Raw genomic sequence first — 4,100 nt, 5'->3', positions numbered from 1 at the left:
GCACATGATCCGAGAAACAGCGCCTAGCAGGGGCCACCTACCTGAAAGTGCCGACAGCGCACCGGACCCGCATCATCGAACAACGCGCACGGCAAGTGATCGGGGTGCTGCCGCCTGCGATAAGGCGCGGCCAGGCCGTTCGACAGCTCGAAGAGATCCTGGCTCTGCCTCCCGGGCAAGGATGACATTCGGGTGGTCGGTCAGTCAGCCTGTCCCCATGACAGCACCGACGCCGGTCCACGGCGGCTTCGACTCGTCCCAGATGCACCACGTCCTGGATCGCGCGTGCGCGTCCGTAGGACTCGACAGCGCCAACGCCCGCCTGCTCCGCGGCCACACCAATGCCGTCATACTGCTGGACACCTCACCTGTCGTCGTCAAGATCGCCCGCCGGGGCTCGCGGATAAGCGACGTCCAGCGCACCGTACGGTTCGTGCGGTGGCTCATGGACCGCGGTTTCCCCACAGTTCCTCTGCACGCTGCCGGAGCGGATCAGCCCATCACCATCGACGGCCACCCCGTGACGTTCTGGACCTACCTGCCGCAACCTGAAGACCCGATCAGGGCCGCGCAGCTCGCGGCTCCACTGCGGGAACTGCACTCCCTCCCCCTGCCAGCCTTCCAACTCGCCGCCCATGACAACGTCCGCGCGATCCGGACGTCCATCAGATCCATCACCTCACTGCCAGCCTCCTCCTTGCGCTTTCTCAGCGACCGGGCGGACCACTTGGAAGCCGAGCTGGCCAAGATCGAGTTCTTCCTCCCCGAGGCCGTGATACAGGGCGACCCGCAGCACCGCAACGCCCTGCACAACGGCAGCGCCCCCGCTGTGCTGTGCGACTGGGACACCGTCGCCGTCGGCCAACCGGAATGGGACCTGGTGACCGTTGAGGTCCACTGCCGTCGCTTCGGCTACAGCAAATACCACTACCAGGAGTTCGCCCAACGCTACGGCTGCGATGTGCGGCAGTGGCCCGGATACTCGACGCTGCGCGATCTACGCGAACTGCGCATGGTTACCACCAATGCCCGCAAGACAGCACATGCGCCGGGAAGCCTGGCGGAGATCGAAAGGCGCGTGGAGGGACTGCGGAACGACGACACCGGACTGCTCTGGCGAATCCTGTGACCTTTCGCGCGTACTCCGAATGGTTCGACGCCTTTTCAACTCCCCCTGCGGCCTAACGAAACACTGCTCCGGCTGCGGTGTCGCGGTCGGAGCAGTGACCAGTCTGGGCACGCGGCCCTACTCCGTGCCGGGGAAAGCGGGCGCTGAGCAGGGCGACGCGGCCTGCTGCGTCCTGGGCGACGACCACGGAGGCATCGCGGGTCGCCCCCCGGCCAGTGTGGCTCATGTCGGGAGCGTAGTTGGTGCGTTGCGTGCTATCGCGGCGAATGCCCCTTTAGCCCGTCGGCTGCTCAGGCGGTGCTGGCGCCGTATGGGTCGATGGGCGCAGGCAGGGTGCGGAGTCGTTCGTGCAGGTCGGTGTCGCCGGCCACCGATGCGGCCGTGGTGACCAGAGCGGCGTCGAGTTGGGCGAGGCGTTGGCGGGCGGTGGCGCGCAGACGGGCGGGTGGTACGCGGTCGAGGACGTCCAGGGCGCGCTGCGCGGCGTCGCCGGGGTGGTCGGCGGCCTCGGCGCGGGCGAGGACCAGGGTCGCCGCGGCCCAACCGGGGGTACCGGCGGACTTCTGCGCGGCGGAAGCCTCCGCCGTGCTGCTGGCTTGTTCGGTGCGGCCGAGGACGAGGTGCGCTTCGGCCTCGTGCAGCGCGCGTTCGGCGTCGTCGAAGCCGAACCGTCCCGGAGCGGAGCCGACAGGGTCGGCGTCGAGCTCGTCCGATGCGGCGGCGAGCGCCTGGTCGGCGTCGCGCTCCCGGCCCTGCTGGGCGAGGACGGGCAGGCGGGCCCAGCTGTGGATTTGGGCGCGGGGCAGTCCGGGCGGGGCCAGGGTGAGGGCTTCCTCGGCGTGCTGGGCCGCGGCGTCGAGCTGGTGGTCGGCGAGGGCGACCATGCTGCGGGCCCCGCAGGCCCAGGCCGTCAGCCGCAGGTCGCCGGTGCGCTGGCCGTAGGCGTACGCGGTGGCCAGATGGGCGCGGGCGCCGGGCCGGTCATCGAGGTGGACGGCGAGGTTGCCCAGCAGAGCGGACAGGTACCCGATGCTGCGGCGCAGCTCGCGGGCACTGGGGGCATCTGCGCCCGCGGTGGCGGCCGCCAGCGGCCGGCCCAGCAGCCCCCGTGTGGCGTGGACCTCGTTGAAGAGGACCTGTGGGGGGTGCTTGCTGTAGTGGAGGGCGTAGTGCTCAACGGCGGCCTCGGCGAGATCCGCCACGGTGGTGCTGCCGGTCGGATCGGCGAGCAGGGCCAGGCGCAGGGATTCGCGGACGGCCGGCAGGCCGGCGGCTGTGGTCATCGGCTCCACCCATTCCCGAGACTGCGGTGCGTGGCGACCGTACCGGATCACAGCCCGCGGCTGGGGCCGTGCGGCGAACGGGTCACCGGGACGGTCGAGGCCGAGCTGTTCGGGCCGGGCGCCGTAGACGCGGCACAGCATCACCGTGTACTCGTCGCCGGGCCGCTCGTGCAGGTCGTGTTCCCAGCGGCAGAGCATGGACTCCGACAGTGCGGGGGAGCGCAGTCCGTCGCCGCGGTAGAGGGCGGCGATGCGGACGATGGTCTGCGCGCGGGACCAGCCCAGGGCCAGGCGCCAGCCCTCCAGGGCGGATACTTCGGGCAGCGTGGCGCGGATGGCGGTGAGCGTGCGGTGCACGCCCCACCCGTCCTGCTGGCCCCGGCTGCGGATTGCGGCCGCTTCCCGGCGGATCGTGGCACGTCGTGAGCGGGCTACGGCAGGCATACGGCTCCCGGTGCGCGGCGACGGGGCGGTGTACGACCACGCTAGCGCCCGCGCCCGCGCGGGGAAGGCGCATCCGGGCAGCGCACGGCATCAGAACGGCGCACGTCGATGCCGTCTGTAATTGCGGGTAGCCCGCAATGAGTTGAGCCGGGGAGGCAATGACGCACGTGGTGCGGCGGCGGCAGTCTGAGGGGGCAAGGTCCTGCGTCACCGACCAGCAAGGAGCACGAGATGCCGGCGAACCCGAACCCCCCGATGAGCAGCGAGAGCAGCGGGCTGGTGCGCGCCCGTACCCGGATCAACAGCGCGCGCAACCGCGGCGCGACCCCCTCCGACGGCGGCGGCACCGGCCGTACCGACGGCAACGACTGACGCCGACCGGCTGAATGAAGAGCTGAGATGACCTTCGTGTCTCTCGCGGAGCGCCTGGGCCGGGACACCTTCCCGGCCCGGGTGCTGCACCGCGACTACCGCCATGTCCCCGGCGCGCTGTCCGAGCAGGAATCCGCCGCGCTGTGCTCCTTCGACACCCTCAACGACGTGATGGCCACGCACCGGATGGAGCCGCCGCGGCTGCGGCTGTCGGCCGGCGGCGAGATGCTGGCCCAGCACCGCTACGCAGCCCCGGCTATCACCCGCCGCAGCACCGTGTGGCAGCGCATCCACCCCGCCGAGCTGCACGAGCGCCTGGCCGACGGCGCCTCCCTGGTCGTCGATGCGATCGACGAACTGCACGCTCCCATCGGCGCCCTCGCACAGGAGCTGGAGGGCTGGCTGCGCACGCATGTCCAGGTCAACGCCTACGCGTCCTGGACATCGGTGGAGGGCTTCGGCACGCACTGGGACGACCACGACGTCATCGTGGTCCAGGTCGCCGGGGCGAAGCGCTGGCGGTTGTTCGGGCCGACGCGCACCGCGCCGATGTACCGGGACGTGGCCGAGCCGGAAGCGCCGCCCCGGGACCCGGTGGCCGACCTGGTCCTGCGCCCCGGTGACGTGCTGTACCTGCCACGCGGGTGGTGGCACGCGGTCACCGCCGACCAGGGCAGCACCTCCCTGCACCTGACGTGCGGGCTCGGCACCCACACCGGGGCGGACCTGATCCGCTGGCTGTCGGACGAGCTGCGCACCAGCGACCGGGTCCGCAGCGACCTGCCCGTCCACTGCTCGGCCGACGAGCAAAGCGACTACCTCACCGCCCTGGGCAAGGAAGTGGCGGCCGTACTAGGCGCTGTTTCTCGGAT

The 4,100-nt window shown here is 71.1% G+C and carries 4 protein-coding genes; 3 read left to right on the top strand and 1 reads right to left on the bottom strand.

The features are described from left to right. Nucleotides 1-217 precede the first annotated feature (217 nt). Nucleotides 218-1,129 carry a phosphotransferase gene (locus tag A6A06_RS18655; protein ID WP_079194120.1) on the top strand — a complete coding sequence of 304 codons (912 nt, stop codon included), beginning with the start codon at nt 218-220 and terminating at the stop codon, nt 1,127-1,129. A gap of 290 nt (nt 1,130-1,419) precedes the next feature. Here the strand turns inward: A6A06_RS18655 and A6A06_RS18650 are convergent, their stop codons facing one another. Continuing rightward, on the bottom strand, nt 1,420-2,856 hold the full coding sequence (locus A6A06_RS18650; RefSeq protein ID WP_242440814.1) for a Twin-arginine translocation pathway signal: 1,437 nt from the start codon (nt 2,854-2,856) through the stop codon (nt 1,420-1,422). Between the two features lie 231 nt (nt 2,857-3,087). Here A6A06_RS18650 and A6A06_RS41790 point away from each other — a divergent pair, with 231 nt between their 5' ends. Then, complete coding sequence (locus A6A06_RS41790; RefSeq protein ID WP_199930985.1) at nt 3,088-3,228, top strand: hypothetical protein; 141 nt, start codon at nt 3,088-3,090, stop codon at nt 3,226-3,228. 27 nt (nt 3,229-3,255) lie between these two features. Beyond that, on the top strand, nt 3,256-4,100 hold an 845-nt coding region (locus tag A6A06_RS18645; RefSeq protein ID WP_073762437.1), incomplete at its 3' end, for a cupin domain-containing protein.

The organism is Streptomyces sp. CB02923, assembly GCF_001905005.1.
GTDB lineage: Bacteria > Actinomycetota > Actinomycetes > Streptomycetales > Streptomycetaceae > Streptomyces.
Note: the sequence above shows the minus strand (reverse complement) of the source record. Positions and strands in the feature narration are given on the sequence as shown.

What these genes read in the sequence shown, in the direction of transcription:
- A6A06_RS18655 (WP_079194120.1), top strand. Translation starts at nt 218, where the DNA reads ATGACAGCACCGACGCCGGTCCACGGCGGCTTCGACTCGTCCCAGATG.
- A6A06_RS18650 (WP_242440814.1), bottom strand. Translation starts at nt 2,856, where the DNA reads ATGCCTGCCGTAGCCCGCTCACGACGTGCCACGATCCGCCGGGAAGCG.
- A6A06_RS41790 (WP_199930985.1), top strand. Translation starts at nt 3,088, where the DNA reads ATGCCGGCGAACCCGAACCCCCCGATGAGCAGCGAGAGCAGCGGGCTG.